Genomic DNA, 21,256 nt, shown 5'->3' with positions numbered 1-21,256 from the left:
ACATGACCGACCGACCGACCGTCCTCGTCACAGGAGGCGCGGGCTATATTGGCTCGCACGCCTGCCGCGCTCTGGCCGCCGCCGGCTATCAGCCCGTCGTTTACGACAATCTCACGACAGGTCATCGCAATTTTGTGGCCGGGCCGCTGGTGACGGGCGATCTGCTCGACGGCGCGGCGCTGGCACGCGCCTTTGCCGATCACAAGGTCACGGCGGTGATGCATTTCGCCGCCGCCAGCCTCGTCGGCGAGTCCATGACCGACCCGCAGAAATATTACATCAATAATGTCCAGGGCACGCTGTCGCTGCTGCAGGCGATGCGCAATGCGGGCTGTCATCGTATCGTGTTCTCCTCGACCGGCGCCGTGTACGGCAATGCCGATTCCAAGGAGCTGCCGGAAGACTTTCCCTGCGCGCCGATCAATCCCTATGGCGCATCGAAGTGGATGATCGAGCGCATGCTCGCCGATTATCGTTCGGCCTACGGCTTCGGTGCGTTCTGCCTGCGCTATTTCAACGCCAGCGGCGCCGATCCGGCCGGCGGCATCGGTGAGCTGCGCGACAACGAGACCCACCTCATTCCGCGCGCCATGATGGCGCTCCAGGGCCATGTCGAGTTTGCCGTGTTCGGCGACGACTACGACACGCCCGACGGCACCGCGATCCGCGACTACATCCATGTCACCGATCTCGCGGCGGCGCATGTCGCCGCGCTGAAGCTGCTGGAACAGGGACATGCCGGCGGCAGCTTCAATCTCGGCACCGGCTCCGGCTTCTCGGTGCGCGAGATCCTCGACGCCATCAAGAAGGAGGCCGGGCGCGAGGTGCCGCACACCGTCAAGCCGCGCCGCGCCGGCGATCCGACCTACCTGGTCGCCGACCCCTCCGCCGCGCGAAAAGTGCTGGACTTCGTGCCGCGCCACTCCGACCTCGCCACGGTGATCCGCACCGCCTGGGCCTGGCACCAGAAGGCGCATCCGCTCAAGGTCCGTTAAGCAACCGTAACATCCGTACCTTGCCTGCCGCACCTCCAGGCGGCTAGAATGCCTGTTCATGGCCGCCGTTGGCGCATCGCCGACGGCCGCACATTCAGGCACGGCCGACGATGATGTCGGCATGCATGGCTCGCCCAATGTGCGCGAGCCGATTTTTCCGAACGCCAGTGTCGCGATCAAATCCGTACGTCGGCCTGTCATCGGATGCAGATTCTGGGAGTATCGACCGCATGCATCAGGCTGCACGCCTGGAGTTCGAGCGCGTGATGGATGAGTTCGTCCGCTGGCACGTCGTGCCCGCGGACGAGCGCTCGCCCGCGCCCGCCTGGTGGTGGGGGCCTGCCATGGCCGTGGTCGACGACCAGGAGCCGATGAACGGAGCATGGTGCACAGCGCTCGGCTTGAACGAGGGCACGAGCTTCGCCGAGGGTGCGCGCACGATTCTCGCGCTGTTCGTCGAGCAGACCTCGCTGACGGGACCGCAGGATTTTCCGAGCAAGGCGGAAGCCGGCGAGCACGAGGTCCGTGAGCTGCACCCGCAGCCGCTAGATGACAGCGCGTTTCAGCCCTGACGCCGCGGCGTCGCCCGAGCCCAGCTCCGGCTGGAGCGGCGGCGCGACCGGCAGCACCGTCGGCCGCAGCAGCTCTGCCATCTGCCTGGCCGGCAGCGGCTTGGAGATCAGATAGCCCTGCATCTCGTCGCAGCCATGGGTGCGCAGGAATGTCTCCTGCTCGGCGTTCTCGACGCCTTCGGCCACGACTGTCATGCCGAGCGCCTTGCCCATGCTGATGATCGCCTGCGCGATCGCCTGGTCTTCCGAGTCCTGCGGCAGGTCGCGCACGAAGGAACGGTCGATCTTGATGGTGTCGATCGGGAAGTGCTTCATCAGCGACATCGACGAATAGCCGGTGCCGAAATCGTCGATGGCCAAGCGAATGCCGCGGCTCTGGATGGCATCGAGTACCTTCAGCGCGCGCCCGACATTGCGCATCATCATGCTCTCGGTGACCTCGAGCTGGAGCAGCACCGGCGACATGCCGCTCGCAGCCAGCGCCTCGTCGACGTCCTGCAACAGATGCTCGTCGGCGAACTGCCGCGGCGACAGGTTGACCGCCATCGACAGTGGCAGGAGGCCGCGGCGCTGCCAGGCCATCGCCTGCGCGCAGGCTTCGTTCAGCACCCAGCGGCCGATCGGCACGATCAGGCCGGTTTCCTCCGCAAGCGGAATGAACTGCGCCGGCGAGACGCTGCCGAGATCGGGATGGGTCCAGCGCAGCAAGGCTTCGACACCCGTGATCTGGCCGGTCTCCATGTCGACCTTGGGCTGGTAGTTCAGCGTGAACTGCTCGCGCTCGAGCGCCCGGCGCAGCGCGCTCTCCAGCGACAACCGCTCGATCGACTGCGTCTTCACTTCCTTGGAGAAGAAGCGATAGCCGTTCTTGCCGTCTTCCTTGGCGAGATACATCGCCATGTCCGCGTTCTTGGTCAGCGTCTGCGCGTCCGAGCCGTTGGCCGGATACATCGCGATGCCGATCGACGCCGTGGTGTGGCACTCGTGGCCGGCCAGCTCCATGGGCTCGGCCAGCGCGGTCAAGAGCCCGGTCGCGATACGCTGGACGTCGTCGATCTCGCCGCACTGGTCGAGGATCACCACGAACTCGTCGCCGCCGAGGCGCGCGACGACGTCGCTGGCCCGCAGCGCGCCGCGCAGCCGGTTCGCGACTTCAAGCAGCAGCAGGTCGCCGGCCTCGTGACCGAGCGAATCGTTGATGACCTTGAAGCGGTCGAGATCGATGAACAGCACCGCGAAACGGTGATCGTGGCGCTGCGCCTCGTCGATCGCCGCCCGCAACAACCCGTTGAAGGTCTCGCGGTTCGGCAAATCGGTCAGGCTGTCATGCGAGGCGAGATACTCGATCCGCTCGTCCGCCCGGTTCTTCTCGTCGGCGCGGTCGAAATTCTCCATCGCAAAGGAGACGTTGTCGGCGAGACGCTGCAACAGCTCGACGAATTCCGCCGTGAATGTGGCCGATTCGGTCGACATGTAGATCATGACGCCGACGGGCTCGTCGTGCGTGATCAGCGGGAACGCCGCGCCCGACCGTGCGCCATCGCCTTCCAATATCTGATGGAAGGCGCTGACGCGGCTGTCGTTGACGTAGTCGTTGCTGACGCAGGGCTGGCGGGTGCGGAACGCGGTGCCGCTCATGCCGCGGCCCTCCGGCCGATCGGCATCGATGGACAGACGAACGTTGCGCGTGGTCTCTGCGGACGGCCCTGCCGCCGCAACGATCGCGAGCTGATCGCTACTGGCGCTGGCCAGAGCGATCGTCGTCGAGGTGAACTTGCCGCCGGTAGAGGCGCCCTGACACACCAGCTCGAACAGCTCGCTGCGCGACTTGGCGCGCACGATGGCCTCGTTGGTGGCGCTCAGGGCCGCGAACATCCGCGTCAGGCGCTCCTTCTGCGCCTCGGTCCGCGCCCGCTCCTCCGCGCGGTCGAAATTGTCGAGCGCAAAGGAGACGTTCTCCGCAAGGCGCCCCAGCAGCTGGATCAGGTCAGGCGTGAACGTGCCTTCGTCCGGCGAAAGGAACAGGAGGACGCCGACGGCATCGGTGCCGTTTTTTAACAGGGGGAAGCAGCCGCCCGACTTCGTGCCCTGATCGCGGGCGATGCGGCGCCAATGGGTCGCGCGAACGTCGGTGAGGAGCTCGTTGGCGACGCAAGGCGCCCTGGTGCGGAACGCGGTGCCGGCGAGCCCCCGCCCTTCGACCTCGTCGGCGGACGTCGCAAAGCGCCATTTCTCGACGTGATGGCGGCATTCGCCCTTGGTGACGGCGATGTCGAGATGGCGACCGGTCGGATCGACCATGGCGATGGTGGCCGACGTGAAGGTGCCGCCGAGCACGGCGGCGTCGCAGACCGCTTTGAACAATTCGTCGCGGGTCTTGACCCGCATGATCGCTTCGTTGGTGGCGCTCAGCGCCTCCAGCATGCCGCGCAGCCGGTTGCGCTGCATCTCGGCCTTGGCCTTCTCGTCCGCGCGATCGAAATTCTCGAGCGCGAAGGCGACATTGGCCTGGAGCCGCTGCAACAGCTCGATGAATTCGGGCGTGAACGTGCCGCGTTCTGGCGAGTTGAAAAGGAAGACGCCTTCGACGCGGTCGCCGTTGAACAGCGGCAGCGCCGCGGAAGACCCGATGCCGTTGCGGCGCGCGTTGGCGGCCCAGGGTGCGATCCGGTCGTCGCACAGCACATCGTTGCTGATGCAGGGTTGCCGCGACCGGAAGGCGGTTCCGGTCAGCCCCCGTCCTTCAGGCACCTGTTCGGAGGTGGAGAACTTGAAGCTGCGGACGACGTCCGCGTTCGGCCCGTAGCACGCGGCGACTCGGAGCAGCTCGGCATCGTGATCGACCAGCGCGATGGCGGCCGAGGTGAACTTGGCGCCCTTTGCCGTCGCTTCGCAGACGAGATCGAACAGCTCGGCCCGCGAGTGCGCGCGGAGGATCGCCTCATTGGTCGCGCTGAGCGCCGCATACATGCGCGCCAGGCGCTCCTCTTCCGCGGCGATCCTGGCCTTCTCGGTCTCGCGGCCGAAATTCTCGATCGCGAACGAGACGTTCTCGGCCATGCGCAGCAGCAGCGCGACGATCTCCTCGTCCTTGGCCCAGGAACGGCTGATGAAGAACAGCAGCACGCCGACACTCTCGCCGTGCCTGATCAGCGGCGCGACGACGCAGGCCGCGACCCCGGTGTTGACATTAGCCTGCTCCCAGGGCGAGCCCTTGGTGCGACTGGCGAGATCGTCCTCGACGATGGCCTTCTGCGTGCGGAACACCTCGCCGGAGAGGCCTTTGCCATAGGGATTGTCCGGATCGATCGAATAGCGCGCCTGGGTGACCAGTTGGAGATTTTCTCCGGTGGAGGCGACCGGGATCATCCAGTGCGAATCCGGCTCGCGCAGCAACACGATCGTCGCCAGCGACTTGCCGCTGTGCACGGAAGCGTCGCACACCAGCTGATACAATTCCTGCTCGGTCTTGGCCCGCAGGATGGCTTCATTGGTCGCGCTGAGCGCGCCGAACATGCGATTGAGCCGCCGCGTCGATCGATCGCTGGTTTGCCGCGCGGTCTCACGCGCGAAATTCTCCAGTGCATAGGAAATGTTGGCCGACATGCGCTCGAACAGCGACACCATCTGCTCGTTGAGCGAGTTGGCCTCGCTGCGGGTCACATAGAGCACGCCGACGCTCTTGCCGTTGCAGAGCAGCGGCAACGCGGCAGCTGCGCCGATATGGGCGCTGGCCGCGCCGGCGCGCCACGCCAGCGACCGCGGATCGTTCAGATAGTCGTTGCTGATGCACAGCTTCTGATCGCGAAACGCCTCGCCGCCGACGCCCGACCCCTCGGGCGTGCCGGCTTGCGTGGTGATCAGGAGCGAGCGCAGCCGCGGAATGTCGTCGCCGCAACCGGCGGCGAAACGCAGCCGCTGACCATCCACATCCACCAGGAACACAGCGACGGCCAAAAAGTCCCCGCTCGAAAACCCGGCGTCGCAGACCTTCTGGTACAGCTCGTCCGGCGATTTCGCGTAGAGGATCGCTTCATTGATGGCGCTCAACGCCGCAAAGGTGCGCGCGAGTGTCGTCGGCACGTTCTTAGCTCCCGGGCATTTCTGCCTATTTCTCCCGGTGCCTTTATGAAGGGCGATGGCCTAAGTGGTCGTTATTGCCTGCGGCAAACCATCGATCAAAGTGAACGAGCTGCGAACGCGCGGCGTTAAACTCGCGAAAATGCCGCCACGCGGGACGAATCTTCGACCAAAGGCGCGCTCTCTTTACGAATTTGCAGCCCTGTATTGGTTTACGGGAGATTGATATCGCTCCCGCGCTTTGAGACGATGGCTCCCAACAAGCAGCCCATTAAGGGCACGAAAGCCGAGGGAACGCCATGCCGATCGTCAGAGCCGATCGCCTCACGCGCATCAGCGCCGCGCTGCTCCGGGCCGCCGGCGCGTCCGAGGAAGAGGCCGACGCGGTCGCCACCGGCTGCGTCAACGCCAATCTCGCCGGCCATGATTCCCACGGCGTGATCGCGGTTCCCACCTATATCGACCGCATCAAGGCCGGCCACATCGTGCCCGGCGCACCATGGACCATCGTCCAGGAGTCGCCGACCACGACCGTGATCGACGGCCATTGGGGTTTTGGTTTCCACGTCAACGCCAAGGCGATGGCGCTCACGATCGAGAAGGCGAAGACGGCGAATGTCGCCGCCTGCACCGTGTTCCGGCAGAGCCACGTCGGCCGCCTCGCCGCCTATCCCTTGATGGCGATGCGCGAGGGCATGATCGGGATCGCCACGGCGGATTCCGGCCGCTCGCCGAAGCACGTGGCGCCGTTCGGCGGCAAGGAGGCGCGGCTCGGCACCAATCCAATCTCGATCGCGGTGCCGTCCGATCTCGCGGCGCCGTTCTATCTGGACATGGCGACCTCTGCGGTCGCGGCCGGCAAGATCCAGCTCGCGGTCGCGCGCGGTGAGGAAATTCCCACCGGTTGGATCATCGACGCGGAGGGGCGGCACACCACCGACCCGACGCAATACCGCAAGGGCGGCGCGCTGCTGCCGCTCGGCGGCACCGAGGGTTACAAGGGCAGTGGCCTTGCCGCCATGGTCGAGGTGCTGTGCGGCCTGCTCACCGGTCTCGGCTTCGGCGTCGAACCCACGGGACGGCACAATGACGGATGCTTCATGGCGGTGTTCAACGTCGCCGCGTTCCGCCCGCTGACGGAATTCAAGCGCGAGGTCGCAGAATTCGCGCACTACCTGAAATCGACGCCGCCCTCCGAGGGCAGCAAGGGCGTCTACTATCCCGGCGAGATCGAAGGCATCCGCGAGCAGCAGCGCCTGCGTGACGGCATCGAGGTCGAGGATGCGACCTGGGAGAAAATGCGCGCCTTGGCGCGCGAGTACCGGCTCGACACGGTGCTCGACCTCACCTGACGCAATTTGGAGAACAGTAGCATGAATCGGCAGATGGTCCTGGTCGGCTTCCTTCAGGCGCAGAACTGCACGAACTTGCCGAGTTCCTGGCGGCATCCGGACTCGCGCGACGATTCGATGTCGGCGGATTATTACCAGGAGATCGCGAGGATCCTCGAAGCCGGCAAATTCCACATGGCTTTCTTCGACGATCGCCTGGCGATGCCGGACCGCTACGGCAACGACCATGCTCACACCGTCGAATACGGCATCCGCTGCGTGAAGATGGACCCGCTGATCGTGCTGACCACGATGGGCATGGTCACCGACAAGCTCGGCCTTGGCGCGACCTGCTCGACCACTTACTACGAGCCGTTCGACGTCGCCCGCCGCTTCGCAACGCTCGACCTGATGTCGGGCGGGCGCGCGGGCTGGAACGTCGTGACCTCGCTCAATGACGGCGAAGCGCTCAACATGGGACGCGACTCCCATCCCGAACATGATTCCCGCTACGACAAGGCCGACGAATTCATGGAGGTCGTGCTCGGCCATTGGGACACCTGGGAGGACGGCGCGATCATCATGGACAAAAAGAGCGGCCGCTTTGCCGATCCGAGCAAGGTGAAGCGGCTCGATCACAACGGGCCGGCCTTCAAGTCGCGCGGCCCGTTCACGGTGCCGCGCTCGCAGCAAGGCCACCCCGTCATCATCCAGGCCGGCGCGTCCGGCCGTGGCCAGCGCTTTGCGGGGCGATGGGGCGAGGTGATCTTCACTGCCGCGCGCAACCTCGCGGCCGCCAAGGAAGGCTATGCGTCCGTGCGCAACGAGGCCGCCAAGGCCGGCCGCGATCCCGACCAGATGTTCCTGTGCAATCTGACGACGCCGGTCTGCGCCGCGACAAAGGCCGAGGCCGAGGACAAGATGGCGCTGATCAACAAGCTGCCGCTCCAGATCGACGCGCTGTCGCTGCTCGCCGAAGCGCTCAACTACGATTTCGCGTCCAAGGATCTCGACGAGCCGCTGACGACGGAGGACTTGAAGAGCATGCAGGGCATTCTCGGCATCCGCGACGGCGTGCTGAAGACTTCCGGCAAGAGCAATCCGAGCGCGCGCGACTTCGTCACCTTCTCCGGCCGCGGCCAGGTGCATGACGCCATGGTCGGCGGCCCCAAGGAGATCGCCGACAGACTGGAGGAGATGTTCGTCGAGCGCGGCTGCGACGGCTTTGTCATCGCTGCGACCTACGTGCCCGGCTCCTATGCCGACTTCGTGCAGCATATCGTGCCGGAATTGCAGCGGCGCGGCCTGTTCCAGAAGGAGTATCGCGGCAAGACGCTGCGGGAGAACCTCGGCTTGACGCGGCCTCCCGCCGGCGCCTGGAAGGTGCAGCCGCGCGATGCCGCGGAATAACGGCGAGGACTGGACATGCGCTGGCTGAAATTCACGGCGTCCGGCAAAATCTCCTGGGGAATCGTCGAAGGCGACCAGGTGATCGCGGTCGACGGCGACCCCTTTGGCGAATGGCAGCGCAGCTCGCGCGTACATCCGCTTGGCGAGGTCAAGATCGAGCTGCCGCTGATCCCGCGGACCTTCTATTGCGTCGGGCTGAATTACCTCAAGCACCTGAAGGAGGCCGCGGACAAACGCGGCGAGGTGCCGGCTGTGCCCGACCGGCCCGAGATCGGCTATCGCGCGCAGAACGCGTTGATCGCCCACAACGAGGACGTCGTGATCCCCTCCTTCGCGACCGAGAAGATCCACTATGAAGGCGAGCTCGTCGTCGTCATCGGCAAGAAGGTGAAGCACCTCACCGAACAGAATGCGATGGATTGCGTGTTCGGCTACACCATCGGCAACGACGTCAGCGAGCGCTCCTGGCAGAAGGCCGATCGCGGCCTGTGGCGCGCGAAGAACGCCGACACGTTCAAGCCGATGGGCCCATGGATCGAGACCGAGGCCGATATTGCCAAAATGGAAACGGTCGTCCGGGTCAACGGCCAGGAGACCAACCGCTTCCATACCAACGACATGATTTTTGGTGTGGTCCCATTCCTGGTCGAGCTGACGAAATATTTTACGCTGTGGCCCGGCGATGTGATCTGGATGGGCACGGATGGCGCGTCGCCCGATATCAAGCACGGCGATGTCGTCGAGATCGACATCACCGGCATCGGGACGCTGCGGAACAGGTTTGTGCGGGAGGGGCGCTAAAGCGCGATGAGATTAGGATGAATCGTCATCGCGCTTTAGGTTGTTGTTTGAGCATGATCTTTTCGGAAAACCGCTGCGCACTTTTCCGGATCATGCTTTAGATCAGGCCGTTGTCCCCGAGCGCCCCTTCACATGGTCGATGAAGGCTCGCAGCTTCGGCATGATCTGCCGGTGGCCGGGATAGTAGAGGAATACACCCGGCGTCATCGGCGAAAATCGCTCCAGCACATGGACGAGCTTTCCTGCCGTCACGGCGCCGGTGGCCAGCGGCGCGGGCACCTGCGCGAGACCCACGCCTTCAATGGCGGCTCCGAGCATCGTGGGAAAGTCGTTGGCGATGAAAGGTCCCGAAACGACGATCTCGATCGAACGACCGTTGTCGTCGAGCGACCATGATGCAAGCGCACCGTTCGATCGCCGCAATCGCAAACATGCGTGCTCGCGCAGATCGTCCGGGCGTTCGGGCCGGCCGCGACGGGCGAGGTAAGCCGGACTGCCGACGATGATGAGAGGCAAAGGCTTGGTCAGGCGCACCGCGACCATGTCGGGAGCGATGAACTGGCCCAACCTGATGCCGGCGTCGAAACCTTCGGCTGCGAGGTCGACCAGCTCCTCGCTTGCAGCAAGCTCCACCTCGATCTCGGGAAATGCCTGGCAGAACGAGGCGATCAGCGGCTCCAGCAGGATCGGCACGACTGAGCGCGGCACGGTGAGACGCAGGAGCCCGGCCGGTCGCTGTCCGAGCTCACGTGCCGCCCCGCTTGCCGCAATGAGCTCCTCGAAGGCAGGCCTTGCGCGCGCAAGGAATCTTTCGCCGGCTTCGGTCAGACCGACGCTGCGCGTCGTGCGGATGAAGAGCGCGGCGCCGATGCGCGCCTCGAGAGCGCGCACCGCCTGACTGATGGCCGACGGCGTGACCCCGAGCTCGGTGGCCGCGCGGCGGAAACTGCGGTGCTGGGCGACGCTCAGGAACGCCTCCACACCGTCGAGCGCGCCCTGCCTGACTGTGAAGTTTTGCTTCATAGCCCATCAACATTATCGCGAATAGTGCCGCGCGAAAAGCGGTCTTACATCCGGAATGCTGATGAGCCGTACCGCCGCGTGCGCCGACATCGGCGACATCACGGCGACCGCCGTGACCGGAGACATGAAGCCGATGAAGACAATCCGCAACGTCGTATTGGCACTCACCCTCACACTGACAGGCGCTACTCTCATGGTCGATTCATCCCAAGCCCAAGCACAAGCCACCTCGCCGACAACCGCGGTTTTGGTCATTCTGACCGTCAAGGCGGGCATCACGCGCGAACAGGTGATGGCCGTCATGCCCGACGAAGTCAGGCAGACCGTTCAGCTCTATCTCAACGGGATGGTTCGAGAATGGTATTCGCGGTCCGACGGGCGCGGCGCCGTGTTCCTGCTGAACGTCAAGGACGTTGCCGAGGGACACGCGATCATGGACGGCCTGCCCCTCGCCAAGCAGGAGCTCGTGGACCACGAATACATCGCGGTCGGCCCGCTGATGCCGCTCCGTCTGCTCATGACAAAGCCCTGAGCCTCCGCGGAGGTCGAGCCGTTTCGATTTCATCCGACCGGACAGACAATCGCAAGGAATCCCAAAGTGCCTCCGAGCTTCAACCTTCCATTCGTGCTCAGTGTCGCCGGCGCCTTCCTGACAAGCGCGGTGGTGGCCGCCATCTACGTCTGGCCGGCACTCCGCGCCATGCCGCGCTATGACGCCTTGAGGCTTCTCGCAGCCTTCAACGCGTTCAGGTTCCTGGGCATGAACTTCATGGTCGCCGGGTTCGTCTCTTCGGAGTTGAGCCCGGATTTCGCCGGCCAGGTCGGCTGGGGCGATCTCATCGCCGCCACCCTCGCGCTCGTTTCGATGGCGGCACTCACCTGGCGATGGTCGATCGCCGTTCCGTTGGTCTGGATATTCAACGTCTGGGGCACGCTGGATCTTCTGAACGCCTACTACATGGGCGTGACGAAAATCCAGAATCCCGGCCTCTTCGGCGCCGGCATTTACATTCCGGCCGTTTACGTGCCGCTGCTGCTCGTCAGCCACGTTCTCGTCTTCATGATTCTGCTCAGGGGCGGGGCTGAAGCAAAAGCACCGTGACACGATCAACGGTGCCGTAGGGTGGGCAAAGGCGCTCTCGCGCCGTGCCCACCATCTTTCTGTCGCCGTGAACGAATGGCGGGCACGCTTCGCTTTGCCCACCCTACGGCACCGTGCCAGCCTCATCAGAACGGCAGCGCCACGCCGGTCTTGATCTCCTTCAGCACCACGTTGCTGCGGACGTAGCGGATGCCGGGGATGCGGAACATGAACTCGTCGAGGAAGCGGTTGTAGGCCGCCATGTCCTGCACGACGACGCGCAAATGGTAGTCGGCGTCGCCCGTGGTCGCAAAGCACTCCAGCACCTCGCGGCGCTTCGTGACCCGGGCGACAAATTCGTCGACGAACTTGGCATCGTGCCGCTCCAGCGAAACGTGGAGGATAGCGGACATCGCAAAGCCCGCCTGCTCGCGCGCGACCAGCGCCGCATAGCCGCGAATGACACCGCTCTCTTCCAGCGCACGCACCCGGCGCCAGCAGGCGGAGGTGGACATGCCGACCTCATCGGCCAACTGCTGGTTGGTGGCGCGGCCGTCCTTCTGAAGATGGGCGAGTATTCGCGTGTCCTGTTCTTCGATCATGAAAGCCTCTCAGATCGGGAACTTCTACCAAATTTGATAGCATAGCGCAAAATTCTACCGAATTTGTGATCTACGCGGGAAAAATAGGTAAGACCTACCAGCCGCCCAGGCCTAACCTTCGCTGATCGCCGCGCGAGGTCCGCCATGGACGCCATTCCGTCACTCGACAGTTACGAGCTCTCCGACCGCTACGACCGCGACGAGGGCCGCGTCTTCCTCACGGGCACGCAGGCCATCGTCCGCATTGCGCTCGACCAGATCAGGCGCGACCGTGCCGCGGGGCTCAACACCGCGGGCTTCATCTCCGGCTATCGCGGCTCGCCGCTCGGCGGCATGGATCTCGAGCTGTGGCGCATCCAGGAGCGATTGAAGCACGATGCGATCGAATTTCTCCCCGCAGTGAACGAGGACCTCGCCGCAACCGCCGTGCTCGGCTCGCAGCAGGTCGAGACGCAAGGAGACCGCGAGGTCGATGGCGTGTTCGGGCTCTGGTACGGCAAGGGCCCGGGCGTCGATCGCTCCGGCGATGCGCTCAAGCACGGCAATGCCTACGGCTCCTCGCCGCATGGCGGCGTGCTGGTGGTCGCCGGCGACGACCATGGCTGCGTCTCCTCGTCGATGCCGCACCAGTCCGACGTCGCCTTCATGAGCTGGTTCATGCCGACGCTGCACCCGGCCAGCGTCAGCGAATATCTCGAGTTCGGCGAATATGGCTACGCGCTGAGCCGCTTCTCCGGCATGTGGGTCGGCTTCAAGGCGATCTCGGAGATCGTGGAATCAGGCGCCTCCGTCGCGTTGCGCCCGCCCCGCGCCTTCCGCACGCCGGACTTCACGCCGCCGCCAGGCGGGCTGCACTATCGCTGGCCCGATCTGCCGGGGCCGCAGATCGAGGAGCGGCTGGAGGCGAAGAAGCACGCGGTCTACGCCTTCGCGAAGGCCAACCCGATCGATCGCCATATCTACGACATCCCCAATGCCAGCTACGGCATCGTCACTACAGGCAAGGCGCATCTCGATCTGATGGAGGCACTGCGCCTGATGGGGCTCGATGAGGCGGCCTGCCGCAGCATCGGCATCGACATCTACAAGGTCGGCATGGTCTGGCCGCTGGCGCTGCACGACGCGATGGAGTTCGTGAAGGGCAAGCGCGAAATCCTCGTGGTCGAGGAGAAACGCGGCATCATAGAGAGCCAGTTCAAGGAATATTTCTACGACTATCCCGGCACCAAGCCCGAGCGCATGGTCGGCAAGCACGACGAGCGCGGCGGGCGGCTGATCTCCTGGATCGGCGAATTGTCGCCGCGCGCGCTGGCCGGCGTGCTCGCGCGCCGGCTCGATCCGATGTTTCCCGGCCTCAACCTTGCGGCACGTGCGGCCGCCTTGATGCCGGAGGCCGCACGCACGATCACCGTCGCCGGTGCAACGCGCACGCCGTATTTCTGCTCGGGATGTCCGCACAACATTTCNACCAAGGTCCCCGAAGGCTCGAAGGCGCTGGCCGGCATCGGCTGCCATTTCATGGCGAGCTGGATGGACCGCGAGACCTCGTCGCTGATCCAGATGGGCGGCGAGGGCGTGAACTGGGCGGCATCGTCGCGATTTACCGGCAACAAGCACGTCTTCCAGAATCTCGGCGAAGGCACCTATTATCACTCCGGCTCGATGGCGATCCGCCAGGCGATCGCCGCCAAAGCCAACATCACCTACAAGATCCTGTTCAATGATGCCGTCGCAATGACCGGCGGCCAGCCGGTCGACGGCCCCATCAGCGTGCATGCCATCGCACACAGCGTCCGCGCCGAGGGCGTCGCGCGCATTGCGCTGGTCTCGGACGATCCCGCGCAGTTTGCTCCGGCGGACCTGCCGATCGGCGTCACCATCCATCCGCGCGAGGAGATGGATGCGGTCCAGCGCGAGCTGCGGGATGTCCCGGGCGTCTCGGTCCTGATCTACCAGCAGACCTGCGCCACCGAGAAGCGGCGACGCCGCAAGCGGGGGCAGCTCGCCGACCCCAAGCGCTTTGCCTATATCAACGACCTCGTCTGCGAAGGCTGCGGCGATTGCTCGGTCGAGTCCAACTGTCTCAGCGTCGAGCCGAAGGAGACGCCATTCGGCCGCAAGCGCCGGATCAACCTGTCGGCCTGCAACAAGGATTTCTCCTGCCTCAACGGCTTCTGCCCGAGCTTCGTCACCGTCGAAGGCGCGACGCGACGCAAGAAGAGTGCAAGCGAGATCGATGCGGTGGGCCGGGCCGCCACGCTTCCCCTGCCCGTCACCACAACGCTCGATCGACCCTACGATCTGCTCGTGACCGGTGTCGGCGGCACCGGCGTGATCACGGTCGGCGCGCTGATCGGCATGGCCGCGCATCTGGAACGACGCGGCGTCTCGGTGCTCGACTTCACCGGCTTTGCGCAAAAATTCGGCCCCGTGCTGAGCTATCTCCGGCTTGCCGCGTCCCCGGACGCGCTGCACCAGGTCCGCATCGACCAGGGCGCGGCCGATGCACTGATCGGCTGCGACCTCGTCGTCAGCTCCTCGCCCAAGGCATCCGGCACCTATCGCCGCGGCACCCGCGCGGTGGTCAACACGGCGGAGATGCCGACCGGCGACGTCGTGCGTTTCCGCGATGCTGATCTCGCCTCCCCCGCCCGCCTGCGCGCGATCGGCCATGTCATCGGTGAGAGCAATCTCGACACCATCAATGCCAATGCGCTGGCCGAACGGCTGCTCGGCGACGCCGTCTACGCCAACATCATCATGCTCGGCTTTGCCTGGCAGCATGGGCTGGTGCCGGTCTCGCTATCCGCACTGCTGCGCGCGATCGAGCTCAACGGCATCGCGGTCGAGCGCAACAGGCAGGCCTTTGCCTGGGGCCGCATTGCGGCTGCCGATCCGGACTTCTTGCCGGAGGCGAGCGCGACGCCGCAAGCCGAGACGCTGGACCAGATCATCGCCCGGCGCGCCGAATTCCTCACCGCCTATCAGGACGAATCTTATGCGACGCACTATCGGACAATCGTCGCAAAGGTCCGCAACGCCGAAACGGCCCTGAACAGCACGGCGCTGACCGAGGCGGTTGCCCGCGCCCTGTTCAAGCTGATGGCCTACAAGGATGAGTACGAGGTCGCGCGCCTGCATATGCAGAGCGGCTTCCGCGACGAGCTGAAGCGCGAGTTCGAGGACGGATTCAGCGTCCAGTATCACCTCGCCCCGCCGTTCCTGTCCTCCAAGCGCGATGCCCGCGGCCGTCCGCGCAAGCGCGCCTTCGGCCAGTGGATCCAGAGGCCGCTCGCCGTGTTGGCGCGATTGAAGGGATTACGCGGAACGCCGTTCGACCCGTTCGGCTACACGCATGAGCGGCGCACTGAACGGGAGCTGATCAGCTGGTATGAAGGGCTGATCGAGCGCATGCTCGGCAATCTCGACGCAGCGCGACTGTCCGACCTCGTTGTCATCGCAAAAGCGCCGATGGAAATCCGTGGCTACGGACCCGTGAAGGACGCCGCGATCGCCAAGGTGAAGCCCGAGGTCGAGCGGCTCGTTGCGAATTTGACGACATCGGTAACGCAAAAGATGCACGCCCACGATTGACGCGACACCAGTGAGGCCTCAGCCTCCAGACTTTAAGGGGCGCCTGTTGGCGCCTCCGCAATCAGGTGACGCATCATGGATTTCCACCAGTTGACCCTGAGCCAGGCCGCCGCCGACCTCCGCGCCGGAAAAGGCGCGAGCACATCACTCACGACGGAAGCTCTCACCCGTGCCAAGGCCCATGCCGATCTCAACGCCTTCGTGACTCTGGACGAGGCTGGCGCGCTGAAGGCCGCCGCCGCATTCGACGCGAGCGGCGACACCAGCAAGCCGCTCGGCGGCGTTCCCATCGTGATCAAGGACAATATCGAGGTTGCCGGACTTCCGTGCAGCGCCGGCACACCCGCGCTGAAGGACTACATTCCGAAGTCAGACGCGCCCGTGGTCGCCAGGCTGCGCGCCGCAGGCGCGGTCATCATCGGCAAGACCAGCATGCACGAGCTCGCTTTCGGGGTCTCCGGCTACAACACCGCGTTCAAGACCGGCGTGGAGTACGGTGTGCGAAACGCCTATGACCGCTCGCTGATCGCCGGCGGGTCCTCGTCCGGGACCGGCGCTGCGATCGGTGCGCGGATCGTTGCGGGCGGGCTCGGCACCGACACGGGCGGATCGGTCCGGGTGCCCGGCGCGCTGAATGGATGCGCCTCGCTGCGCCCGACGGTCGGTCGTTATCCGCAGCAAGGCATCGCGCCGATCTCGCACACCCGCGACACCGCAGGCCCGATGGCCGCGACCATGGCGGATGTTGCACTGCTCGACCGCGTCGTCGCCGGCGGCGACGACATCACACCGGCGGATCTGAAGCAGGTCCGCATCGGCATCGTGGGGACGATGCTGACCAATCTCGATGCCGACACCGAAGCCGCCTTCCACGCGGCGATCGCGGCCATGAAGGCGCGGGGCGTCACCATCGTCGAGATCGCGATGCCGCAGCTCGCCGAGCTCAACGGCCAGGTCAGCTTTCCCGTCGCGCTGTACGAGGCCTATGACGATCTGGCCGCCTATCTCGAGCATACCGGCACCGGCCTCAGCATCGAGGCGCTGGCGAAGGACATCTCCAGCGCCGACGTCAAGGGCATCTATGATGGCTTCGTGATCCCGCGCAAACTGCCGGCTCCCGATGGCACGCTGCTCGACGCCAAGCCGCTCTATGACGCCGCGATCAAAACCGGGCGGCCGGCACTTCAGGCGCTCTACAGCGGCACGTTTGCCGGCAACAGGCTGGACGCCATCGCCTTCCCGACCACGACGCGCGTGGCGATTGCCTCCAATCCCGACTCCAGCAGCTTGGAAAATTTCGGCCTGATCATCCAGAACACCGATCCCGGCAGCAATGCCGGCATTCCCGGTATCCAGATTCCGGTCGCGCTGGGCGCCACGAGCAAATTGCCTGTCGGTCTCGAGCTGGACGGCCCGGCAGGCAGCGATCGCCGGCTGCTCGCGATCGGCGTCGCGCTCGATGCCGTGTTCGGGCGGCTGCCGCCGCCGCGCTGACGCTATCGTAGGGTGGGCAAAGCGAAGCGTGCCCACGGCTTCCTTCGAATTCACGAAGAGATGGTGGGCACGGCACTTCGCGCCTTTGCCCACCCTACGGTTCTGCCGACGCGGCGCCGTCACGCATACGGATTGACCAGCTTCTGCTGCTCGGCGCTGTGGTGCACGAGCAGGTCGATGAAGGTCCTGACCTTGGCCGACAGATGATGCCGGTGCGGATAGACCGCGTTCATCGACAGCTCGACCGGTCGATATTCCGGCAACAACCGGATGAGCCGGCCGGCGTCGAGATCGTCCTGGACGAGAAACCCCGCCATCAGGCAGACGGCAGCTCCCTCCAGCGCCACCCTGCGCAGCGCTTCCCCGCTATTGGTGACGAAGCTGCCGGAGATGCGCACCGAGGCCGGCGCGCCCTTGCGATCGAAGAAGCGCCACTCGTCGCCGAACGGATAGTTCAGGTGACGGCCGCAATTATGCGCGGTCAGCTCCTCGAGCCGCTGCACCCGGCCGTGCTTCTCGAGATAGTCGTGGGAGCAACACAGCACGTGACGCCAGGTGGCAAGGCTCCGCACGATCAGGCTTGAATCGGGCGGGGGGGTCATGCGCAGGGCGACATCGTAGCCTTCCTCGATGAGATCGACATCGGCCTCGCCCATGCGCAGATCGATCTTGAGCTCCGAATAGACCGACAGCAGCTTCGCCACCACGGGCGCGACGAACGGCACCATGTGGGTCGCAACGTGGATACGCAGCGTGCCGCGGGGCACCGATTGCAGTTCGCCCGCGATGTCGTCGGCCTGTTCGATATCGGCGAGGATCTGCACGCAGCGGTCGTAATAGGCCTTGCCGATCTCGGTGAGGTTGACCTTGCGCGTGGTGCGGTGAAGCAGCCTCACCCCGAGCCGGTCTTCCAGCGCCTGAACGTGATTGCTCACCATGGTGGTCGACATGTTGAGCTTACGGGCGGCTGCGGAGAAGCCGCCGGTCTCCACCACCCGGCTGAACACTTCGAGGCTCGTCAATCGATCCATGGCCGCCGATTATCCCATCTCGATCGATAATCGGAAGGAATTCACCCCGATTATCTCATCCGATCATACACACGCCCTCACCCGCTCGCAGATCCGTGCGGGCGCGATGGGTTAGCAGCAATCGCGCGACGGACGCGGCAATCGCTCTGGGGCAGTCGCCGGCCTGCTTCGGTAGATCATCACCAGCCAGGACGACGGTGCGGACTATCCACCTCCGATGGATAATCCTTCCCGAATTTCGCAAATTATCATCAGAGCCGGAACGAACGATAGTCTCACGGAGCCGACAGGAGACTGCTATGTCCGAGATGCCCCGCACCGAGAATTTCGAGCAAGCGACTGAAATCGTTCATGATTACGCCAAGAAGCCGCGGGCTATGCCGGCCCGGAACCTGGTCCGGCGCGCGGCATTGGCTCTCGCGCTGCTCGCAGGCACGGCGGCGGTCGCCTATTATGGCCACGACTACTGGACCAACGGCCGCTACCTCGAATCCACCGACGACGCCTATGTGAAGGCCGACTCCACGATCATCGCGCCGAAGGTCTCCGGCTATATCGCCAAGGTGCTGGTCGGCGACAATGAGCGGGTCAAGGCCGGCCAATTGCTGGCGAAGATCGACGACCGCGACTTCAGGGCGGCGCTGAACCAGGCGAGAGCCGACGTCGCCGCCGGCGAAGCCTCGGTGCGCAACATCGATGCGCAGCTCGAGCTGCAGCAGCCGGTCATCGAGCAGAGCACCGCCGATGTCGCCGCCGCCGACGCCAATCTGAAGTTCGCGCAGGAGGAGCGCGCCCGCTACGACGACCTCATGAAGTCGGGCTCCGGCACGATCCAGCGCGCGCAGCAGACCGATGCGGCGCTGCGCGCCAGCAACGCGCAATTGCAGCACGCCAAATCGGGCCTCGTCGCCGCGCAGCGCAAGGTCGACGTCCTCACCACCCAGCGCGCTCAGGCCGCGGCGCAGCTCGACCGCGCCCGCGCGGTCGCGCAGCAGGCCGGGTTGAATTTGTCCTATACCGAGGTCACCGCGCCTGTCGACGGCACCGTCGGCGCGCGCAGCCTGCGCGTCGGCCAGTTCGTGCAGGCCGGCACGCAGTTGATGGCGGTGGTGCCGCTCGACGCGGTCTATGTGGTCGCGAACTTCAAGGAGACCCAGCTCACGCATGTGCGCCCCGGCCAGCCGGTCGAGCTCCGCGTCGACAGTTTCCGCAACCAGACCCTGCACGGTCATGTCGACAGCCTGTCGCCGGCGAGCGGTTTGGAATTCGCGCTGCTGCCGCCTGACAACGCCACCGGCAACTTCACCAAGATCGTGCAGCGCGTGCCGGTGAAGATCGTGCTCGACGACCACAGCCTGACCGGACTGCTCCGGCCCGGCATGTCGGCGGTGCCGACCGTCGACACCAAGCAGACGGTGCTGGCCGAGCGCAATACGGCCAGGCATCTCGCCAACAACGCGCCTCGCCCGAACGGCAGCTGAGGTGGGTTGATCGGCAGGACTATCAATTCCTGCCGGACGATGCTTCCCCAACTTCCTCGATTATCGAAACCAATCGCCTGACGCATCCTGTCTCCATACCCGAGACGAGGCTTCCATGAGCACGCTCCAACCCGCCCTCAACGCCGCCTCCGCTGCCGGCATCCCCGCTCCGGCTGCGCCTGCCGCACCAGTCATTTCCGCAAAAACCTGGATCGCGGTGATCGGCGCCACGCTCGGCGCTTTCATGGCGGTGCTGAACATCCAGATCGTCAACGCTTCGCTGGCGGACATCCAGGGCGCGATCGGCGCCGGCATCGATGACGGCGGCTGGATCTCGACCTCCTATCTGATCGCCGAGATCGTGGTGATCCCGCTGTCGGGATGGCTCGCGCAAGTGTTCTCGATCCGGATCTACCTGCTCACCAACGCGGTGCTGTTCCTGGCGCTGTCGGCGGCTTGCGCGCTGGCGCAGGACCTGCCGCAGATGATCGTGCTGCGCGCCGTGCAGGGCTTTACCGGCGGCGTGCTGATCCCGATGGCGTTCACGCTGATCATCACGCTGCTGCCGCGCGCAAAGCAGCCCGTCGGCCTTGCCATGTTCGCGCTGTCGGCGACGTTCGCCCCCGCGATCGGCCCGACCATCGGCGGCTATCTCACCGAGAATCTCGGCTGGCAGTACATCTTCTACGTCAACCTCGTGCCCGGCGCGATCATGGTCGCCATGCTCTGGTATGCGCTCGAGGCCAAGCCGATGAAGCTGGCGCTGCTTCGCGAGGGCGACTGGGCCGGCATTATCACCATGGCGATCGGCCTGTCCGCGCTGCAGACCGTGCTGGAGGAAGGCAACAAGGACGATTGGTTCGGATCGCCCTTCATCGTCAAGCTCAGCGTGATCGCAGCCGTGGCACTGACCGCGTTCCTGATCATCGAGCTCACCGTGAAGAAGCCGCTGCTCAATCTGCGCCTGCTCGCGCGCCGCAATTTCGGCTTCGGCATGCTGGCGAATTTCCTGCTCGGCATCGCGCTCTACGGCTCGGTGTTCATCATGCCGCAATATCTGGCGCGCATCCAGGGCTACAATGCCGAGCAGATCGGCTTCGTGCTGGCCTGGACCGGCTTGCCGCAGCTCCTGCTGATCCCGCTGGTGCCGCGCCTGATGCAGAAGTTCGACGCGCGGATCATCATCGGCATCGGCTTCGTGCTGTTCGCTGCGTCGAACTTCATGAACATCTATATGACCAACGACTATGCCGCCGACCAGCTGCTGTGGCCGAACGTCGTTCGCGCCATCGGCCAGGCGCTGGTGATGGCGCCGCTGTCGGCGGTCGCGACGGCGGGCATCGAGGCGGAGAACGCCGGCTCGGCCTCCGGCCTGTTCAACATGATGCGCAATCTCGGCGGCGCCGTCGGCATCGCGCTGCTCCAGACCGTGCTGACCAAGCGCGAGCAGTATCACTCCAACGTGCTGATGCAGTCGGTCTCGATGTTCGAGCAGGCGACGCGGACGCGGCTGGAACAGCTCACGCAGTATTTCGTCAATCACGGCGTCCTCGACCGTGCGGATGCCGCGCATCGTGCCTATGTCGCGATCGGCCATACCGTGCAGAAGCAGGCCTTTATTCTCGCCTTCAGCGACACCTTCTATCTGCTCGGCATGGCGCTGATCGTCGCGCTCGCCGCCGTCCTGTTCCTGAAGAAGGCCGGCCAGACCTCGGCCGGCGGCGCTCACTGACCTCAATCCAGCAAGCAAGGAGAACGACC

At 65.0% G+C, this 21,256-nt stretch carries 15 protein-coding genes; 11 read left to right on the top strand and 4 right to left on the bottom strand.

The window, feature by feature from the left end:
• Nucleotides 1–2 precede the first annotated feature (2 nt).
• A complete protein-coding gene (gene galE, locus BRAGE_RS0143965; protein WP_027563153.1) occupies nucleotides 3–995 on the top strand; it encodes a UDP-glucose 4-epimerase GalE in 993 nt (330 codons plus the stop codon).
• A 230-nt stretch (nucleotides 996–1,225) separates the two neighbouring features.
• Nucleotides 1,226–1,567, top strand: coding sequence for a hypothetical protein (locus BRAGE_RS0143960; protein WP_027563154.1), 342 nt, complete (start codon nucleotides 1,226–1,228; stop codon nucleotides 1,565–1,567).
• Here BRAGE_RS0143960 and BRAGE_RS0143955 read toward each other — a convergent pair.
• Nucleotides 1,541–5,650 (bottom strand): bifunctional diguanylate cyclase/phosphodiesterase, encoded by a 4,110-nt coding sequence (locus BRAGE_RS0143955; protein ID WP_028146507.1) that lies wholly within the window; start codon nucleotides 5,648–5,650, stop codon nucleotides 1,541–1,543. The genes BRAGE_RS0143960 and BRAGE_RS0143955 overlap by 27 nt on opposite strands.
• Nucleotides 5,651–5,946: 296 nt before the next feature.
• Here BRAGE_RS0143955 and BRAGE_RS0143950 point away from each other — a divergent pair, with 296 nt between their 5' ends.
• From BRAGE_RS0143950 to BRAGE_RS0143940, 3 genes are read left to right on the top strand one after another with little or no spacing between them, the layout of a single operon-like run.
• Nucleotides 5,947–6,999 (top strand): Ldh family oxidoreductase, encoded by a 1,053-nt coding sequence (locus tag BRAGE_RS0143950; protein WP_027563156.1) that lies wholly within the window; start codon nucleotides 5,947–5,949, stop codon nucleotides 6,997–6,999.
• A 21-nt stretch (nucleotides 7,000–7,020) separates the two neighbouring features.
• Entirely contained in the window at nucleotides 7,021–8,388 is a 1,368-nt protein-coding gene (locus BRAGE_RS0143945; protein ID WP_027563157.1) for an LLM class flavin-dependent oxidoreductase, read from the top strand.
• A gap of 15 nt (nucleotides 8,389–8,403) precedes the next feature.
• Nucleotides 8,404–9,189 (top strand): fumarylacetoacetate hydrolase family protein, encoded by a 786-nt coding sequence (locus tag BRAGE_RS0143940; protein ID WP_027563158.1) that lies wholly within the window; start codon nucleotides 8,404–8,406, stop codon nucleotides 9,187–9,189.
• Between the two features lie 102 nt (nucleotides 9,190–9,291).
• On the opposite strand, the gene BRAGE_RS0143935 is transcribed toward BRAGE_RS0143940, so the two are convergent.
• Complete coding sequence (locus BRAGE_RS0143935; RefSeq protein ID WP_027563159.1) at nucleotides 9,292–10,212, bottom strand: LysR family transcriptional regulator; 921 nt, start codon at nucleotides 10,210–10,212, stop codon at nucleotides 9,292–9,294.
• Nucleotides 10,213–10,273: 61 nt separating this feature from the next.
• On the opposite strand from BRAGE_RS0143935, the gene BRAGE_RS57435 reads away from it, so the two are divergent.
• Nucleotides 10,274–10,744 carry a hypothetical protein gene (locus BRAGE_RS57435; protein ID WP_108914623.1) on the top strand — a complete coding sequence of 157 codons (471 nt, stop codon included), beginning with the start codon at nucleotides 10,274–10,276 and terminating at the stop codon, nucleotides 10,742–10,744.
• A 132-nt stretch (nucleotides 10,745–10,876) separates the two neighbouring features.
• Nucleotides 10,877–11,314: a hypothetical protein gene (locus tag BRAGE_RS0143925; protein WP_231164148.1), complete on the top strand. Its 438-nt coding sequence runs from the start codon at nucleotides 10,877–10,879 to the stop codon at nucleotides 11,312–11,314.
• 125 nt (nucleotides 11,315–11,439) lie between these two features.
• Here the strand turns inward: BRAGE_RS0143925 and BRAGE_RS0143920 are convergent, their stop codons facing one another.
• Entirely contained in the window at nucleotides 11,440–11,895 is a 456-nt protein-coding gene (locus BRAGE_RS0143920) for an Lrp/AsnC family transcriptional regulator (RefSeq protein ID WP_027563162.1), read from the bottom strand.
• A gap of 144 nt (nucleotides 11,896–12,039) precedes the next feature.
• Between BRAGE_RS0143920 and BRAGE_RS0143915 the strand changes: the two genes are divergently transcribed.
• Both BRAGE_RS0143915 and iaaH read left to right on the top strand, forming a co-directional pair.
• Nucleotides 12,040–15,489 carry an indolepyruvate ferredoxin oxidoreductase family protein gene (locus BRAGE_RS0143915; RefSeq protein WP_028146506.1) on the top strand — a complete coding sequence of 1,150 codons (3,450 nt, stop codon included), beginning with the start codon at nucleotides 12,040–12,042 and terminating at the stop codon, nucleotides 15,487–15,489.
• Between the two features lie 75 nt (nucleotides 15,490–15,564).
• A complete protein-coding gene (gene iaaH / locus BRAGE_RS0143910; protein WP_027562978.1) occupies nucleotides 15,565–16,983 on the top strand; it encodes an indoleacetamide hydrolase in 1,419 nt (472 codons plus the stop codon).
• 119 nt (nucleotides 16,984–17,102) lie between these two features.
• On the opposite strand, the gene BRAGE_RS0143905 is transcribed toward iaaH, so the two are convergent.
• Nucleotides 17,103–18,014 (bottom strand): LysR family transcriptional regulator, encoded by a 912-nt coding sequence (locus BRAGE_RS0143905; protein WP_027562977.1) that lies wholly within the window; start codon nucleotides 18,012–18,014, stop codon nucleotides 17,103–17,105.
• Between the two features lie 299 nt (nucleotides 18,015–18,313).
• Here BRAGE_RS0143905 and BRAGE_RS0143895 point away from each other — a divergent pair, with 299 nt between their 5' ends.
• Both BRAGE_RS0143895 and BRAGE_RS0143890 read left to right on the top strand, forming a co-directional pair.
• Nucleotides 18,314–19,495 carry an HlyD family secretion protein gene (locus BRAGE_RS0143895; RefSeq protein WP_027562976.1) on the top strand — a complete coding sequence of 394 codons (1,182 nt, stop codon included), beginning with the start codon at nucleotides 18,314–18,316 and terminating at the stop codon, nucleotides 19,493–19,495.
• Between the two features lie 115 nt (nucleotides 19,496–19,610).
• The gene (locus BRAGE_RS0143890) at nucleotides 19,611–21,227 is read left to right on the top strand and encodes an MDR family MFS transporter (protein ID WP_027562975.1); all 1,617 of its coding nucleotides are present in this window, start codon (nucleotides 19,611–19,613) and stop codon (nucleotides 21,225–21,227) included.
• Nucleotides 21,228–21,256: the final 29 nt, after the last annotated feature.

The organism is Bradyrhizobium genosp. SA-4 str. CB756 (genome assembly GCF_000473125.1).
In the GTDB taxonomy this organism is placed as follows: Bacteria; Pseudomonadota; Alphaproteobacteria; order Rhizobiales; family Xanthobacteraceae; genus Bradyrhizobium; species Bradyrhizobium arachidis.
Note: the sequence above shows the minus strand (reverse complement) of the source record. Positions and strands in the feature narration are given on the sequence as shown.